The sequence below is a fragment of the uncultured Corynebacterium sp. genome (genome assembly GCF_947253065.1).
In the GTDB taxonomy this organism is placed as follows: Bacteria; Actinomycetota; Actinomycetes; order Mycobacteriales; family Mycobacteriaceae; genus Corynebacterium.
Window position 1 is genome coordinate 1 of sequence record NZ_CAMXWS010000075.1, and the last position, 3888, is coordinate 3888.

Genomic DNA, 3888 nt, shown 5'->3' on the forward strand with positions numbered 1-3888 from the left:
TCATCATGCCGGAGGGCGATGAGGACATGTGGAGCGACGACTACATGGAAATCGTTGAGCTGGCCTAGTTGATATAGTTATGCAATGGAACAAGTGAACCTCAGCTTTAAGGTTCCGTCTGAAACGGTGGAGAAGATTCGTACAGGCGAGTCCATTCCATACCTTGAATCGCGTAACCAGTCAGGCCAGATTACGAGTGCCTATCCTGCTTCTGACATTGACCCATCTGCAGAGTCTCGCTCAGAAAAATGGTCGCAAATGGCGCAAGCTGTTGCGTCGGGGGCGAAGGAAAACCCGCTAAAGACTGCAACAGGATTATTCGCTGCCGGGGCGACGATCAGTGCATTTGTCTACGGATGGCATAAGTTTGAGAGCTGGCGTCAACGTCGCGCACATGAAAATAGAGGCGTCCGACAGCTCGAGCAAGCGCCGAAAGCATTGCCGCTTGGTTCTTCGGCCGAATCTGAGATTCTGCATCGCGCACTTTTAACTTGGATGAACGCTGCTGAGAACAGCATGGTCACGGTCTCAACGGTGAACGAGCTTGAGGACGCATGGGAAAACTACGCCGACGCGTACCACTCAGAGCATGGCGAGAATCCGTCCCTAGACTCAGACATCGTCGGCTTGATTGATCGGTATTCGGATGTGTATCGGCGCAATCACGAACTGTCGTCCTCACTGGCCCCTAAATCAAACGGCGATATCGCGGTCGCCCTCGAGACGCAGAAGAAACTTCTCAAAAGGTACGAGTAGAAATAGAGAAATTGCCTTAACGGCGGTAGCGGGCGGCGAAGTTCGCCAGGATGGCGTTATTCGCGGAGTAGTCGTAGTCGTAGCCTTTGGCGATCTGCGACTCGAAGGTCTCCGTCGAGGTGTACCCGTGGTGGGCATAGAGGCGGAGGCGGAACTCGAGGGCTTCCGCAGTGAGCTCTGGATGGAACTGCGTGGCGTAGACGTGCTGTCGGACGCGGAACATCTGGGTCGGGCAGGCCTCGCCGGTGACAAGCGTGGTGATGCGCGGGTCTTCCGGCATCTGCGCGATCGCTTCCTTGTGGCCGACGATGGTGTCGAACTGCACTGGCGTGTCACCCAGGACGTCATCGTGCTCGTCGGTGCGGGTGACCGTGACGGGGCCGGCTTCCTCCGCGTACCGGTCAGATAAACGCGCACCGATTGCCGTTCCAATCGCGCCAATGCCGTAGCACGCGCCTAGTAGGGGGAAGTCGCGGTCAATGCACTCCGCCACCAACGTCCCGATCTCACGTTCCACGCGCAGCTGCAACGGGGACTTCATCAGCTCCATGTTGTTGAACGGGCTCCCACCCAGTAGCACCGCTGAGTAGTCGTCCAGGTTCACGTCGCCGAGCTCGGTTTGGTCGAGGCGACGTTGCTCAATGGAGGTGGCGCTGACAAGCATTGCATTCGCGAAGCTTTCGAGCTCTTCCGCGGCGGCCTCATCTTCGGGGCGCGTGCTCAACAGCAAAAACGGGCGAGAAGTGGTCACCCGAGTAAATCTAGACGATGATGGACTCTATGAACCCAATTGATTCACTCAAAGATGCCTGGAACTCCCTCAGCAAGGAAGAGAAAACCGTCGCCGGAATCTTCGGCGCACTCGACACCGCGCTCAAAGGCTACGCACTGTGGGACCTCTCACGTACCGACGCGCACCGTCTCCGTGGCCCCAAATGGTTCTGGACCCCGTTCATCGGCGGCGTGAACACCATTGGTTGGGCGGCCTACTTCACGGTGGGCAAGAAGCGCTAGCGTATAACTCCGCCTGAATAGAAGCGGACACGGCTGACCGGCTGTGTGCGCTTCTTTTGCCATGGGTAGGTGTCTTCGGCGGCCTCGATAGGCGCATGCAGCGTGAGCAGGATGTCGGTGCCGGCAGGCCCGCCGAGGATGAGCTCTCCATCGCCGACTACCGTCTCAGCAGCGTGACTGCGCGAGGGCGATTGCTTGGAAATGAGGTCACGGGAAATGTCCGCGAAGATCTTCCGGCCGCGGCGAAGAACCACACGCTGACTATCGTGATAGGACGGCCGGATCCGCTCGCTGGCGATGAGCGCCCAGATGAACACAATGCCCCACACTGACAACAGCAGCGCGAGGATGCGTAGTGCACCCTCGGGTAACAGCAGGTGGACGACGACGAGTTCGATGAGGATGACCACCGTGAACATTGCTACCAGTTGGAGCCGCCCAGGCTGGTGCGGAAAGGCCTCCGCGCCTTCCGGTAGGAGTGTCCGGCCGCGTGTCCACCACCAGAGGTCGCGGTAGAGTCCCCATTCATATCGCGCTGCACGGACCGCCGGGTGTTGTCGTAGCAGATGTAGCACCTTAGTCACGGAATCCACCCGCAAGTTTCTCCACGACATCCGGCCACCCAGTGTCCCAAGCTGTTAGTGGGACCTCGCCCGGCACGAGCGTGTCAGCAACATTGCGCATGATCCCGCGTGGCAGCAGCTCGGCAAGCTTATCGACGTCCCCCGTCTCCCATGCCCGCCCAAACTCTTCCGTCGCCTTGATGCAGGCGGGATCGGCGAGGTTAGCGCGCAGCTGATCCCATGTGGCTGGAGTGGCTACACCGGTGAGCGCCATAAGGTCGAAGCTCTCGGTTTCTCCGCGGACGAAATCAGTATCGCCGAGGACGTCGATCAACTGTGTGCGCACATCGTTTGGCATCCCCAATGGCGCCTCTTTCAGGGCGGAAAGCCGGTCGCGCTGGCGCATGAGGTGGGTAATTTGGGCGTCGATGAGCTCCAAAGACCGGTCGATGGCGTCTGTGGAGTGGATGTGGGTGGTGGCGACTCCAGCGTCGATGAGCGCGCGGGCGCGAAGTACCGCCGCAAGGTCACGGACGGTGTAGTCGCGGTAGTTGCCAGGAGTGCGTGCGGGCTCCGGCACGGCCCCGGTTTCGTGCAAGTGGCGGATGGCGCGCACGGAGCAGCCAGCAGCGCGCGCGACGTCAGAGATCCTCATGCCGCCATTTTGAACTATGACGCCGCGTGAGGGTCAAGGCTTAGTTGCGGAAGCCGTGGACCGGGGCGGGGATGAAGCCGCCACGCTCAATGAACGGGGCGTTGCTCACCTGGTTCACGGGAATTACCGGCGCATAGCCGAGGAGGCCACCGAAATTGACTTCGTCGCCAGGTTTTGTGCCGGGGACGGGGATGAGGCGGGCGGCGGTGGTTTTATGGTTCATCACACCGATGGCGGCTTCATCAGCGATCATGCCGGCAATGCTTGCAGCGGGGGTGTCACCGGGAATGGCGATCATGTCGAATCCGACGGAGCAGATCGACGTCATGGCTTCGAGCTTGTCCAAAGAGATGGCTCCGGAGCGGACGGCGTCGATCATGCCCTGGTCCTCAGAGACTGGGATGAAGGAGCCAGAGAGGCCGCCGACGCGGGAGCAGGCCATCATGCCGCCTTTCTTGACGGCGTCGTTAAGCAGTGCGAGCGCGGCGGTGGTGCCGTGCGTGCCCACTTGGCCCAGGCCCATGTGCTCGAGAATGTGCGCGACGGAATCGCCGACCTCTGCCGTCGGGGCGAGCGAAAGGTCAACGATGCCGAACGGCACTCCGAGACGCTGGGCCGCGAGAGTGCCTACGAGTTGGCCCGCGCGCGTGATCTTAAACGCAGCTTTCTTGATCTCCTCGGCGACCTCATTGAGCGACTTACCCGCCAACGGGGTGATCGCACGGTCCACCACACCCGGGCCCGACACACCGACGGAAATGACGGTGTCCGGCTCCTCAATACCGTGGAACGCGCCAGCCATGAAGGGGTTGTCGCCCACAGCGTTCGCGAAAACAACGAGCTTCGCGCAGCTTATCGACGACCTCTCCGCCGTCAACTCCGCCGCCTCCTTCACCACCT

General features: G+C 60.5%; 6 protein-coding genes. 2 read left to right on the forward strand and 4 right to left on the reverse strand.

Annotated features, from left to right (window positions below):
- Positions 1-84 precede the first annotated feature (84 nt).
- The gene (locus tag Q0X21_RS10130) at positions 85-756 is read left to right on the forward strand and encodes a hypothetical protein (RefSeq protein WP_102723292.1); all 672 of its coding nucleotides are present in this window, start codon (positions 85-87) and stop codon (positions 754-756) included.
- Positions 757-772: 16 nt separating this feature from the next.
- Here Q0X21_RS10130 and Q0X21_RS10135 read toward each other — a convergent pair whose 3' ends face one another.
- Complete coding sequence (locus Q0X21_RS10135) at positions 773-1507, reverse strand: glutamine amidotransferase-related protein (RefSeq protein WP_297851748.1); 735 nt, start codon at positions 1505-1507, stop codon at positions 773-775.
- A gap of 29 nt (positions 1508-1536) precedes the next feature.
- Here Q0X21_RS10135 and Q0X21_RS10140 point away from each other — a divergent pair, with 29 nt between their 5' ends.
- Positions 1537-1770 carry a hypothetical protein gene (locus tag Q0X21_RS10140; RefSeq protein ID WP_034663378.1) on the forward strand — a complete coding sequence of 78 codons (234 nt, stop codon included), beginning with the start codon at positions 1537-1539 and terminating at the stop codon, positions 1768-1770.
- Here Q0X21_RS10140 and Q0X21_RS10145 read toward each other — a convergent pair.
- The 3 genes from Q0X21_RS10145 to Q0X21_RS10155 all read right to left on the reverse strand — a co-directional run.
- On the reverse strand, positions 1767-2189 hold the full coding sequence (locus tag Q0X21_RS10145; protein ID WP_297851749.1) for a hypothetical protein: 423 nt from the start codon (positions 2187-2189) through the stop codon (positions 1767-1769). The genes Q0X21_RS10140 and Q0X21_RS10145 overlap by 4 nt on opposite strands.
- Before the next feature lie 157 nt (positions 2190-2346).
- Positions 2347-2988: a MerR family transcriptional regulator gene (locus Q0X21_RS10150; RefSeq protein WP_034663372.1), complete on the reverse strand. Its 642-nt coding sequence runs from the start codon at positions 2986-2988 to the stop codon at positions 2347-2349.
- Positions 2989-3028: 40 nt separating this feature from the next.
- Positions 3029-3888 (reverse strand): DUF711 family protein (locus Q0X21_RS10155; protein ID WP_297851750.1); only part of this gene is annotated, 860 nt, incomplete at its 5' end.

What these genes read in the sequence shown, in the direction of transcription:
- Q0X21_RS10145 (WP_297851749.1), bottom strand. Translation starts at nt 2,189, where the DNA reads ATGTTCACGGTGGTCATCCTCATCGAACTCGTCGTCGTCCACCTGCTG.
- Q0X21_RS10140 (WP_034663378.1), top strand. Translation starts at nt 1,537, where the DNA reads ATGAACCCAATTGATTCACTCAAAGATGCCTGGAACTCCCTCAGCAAG.
- Q0X21_RS10150 (WP_034663372.1), bottom strand. Translation starts at nt 2,988, where the DNA reads ATGAGGATCTCTGACGTCGCGCGCGCTGCTGGCTGCTCCGTGCGCGCC.
- Q0X21_RS10130 (WP_102723292.1), top strand. Translation starts at nt 85, where the DNA reads ATGGAACAAGTGAACCTCAGCTTTAAGGTTCCGTCTGAAACGGTGGAG.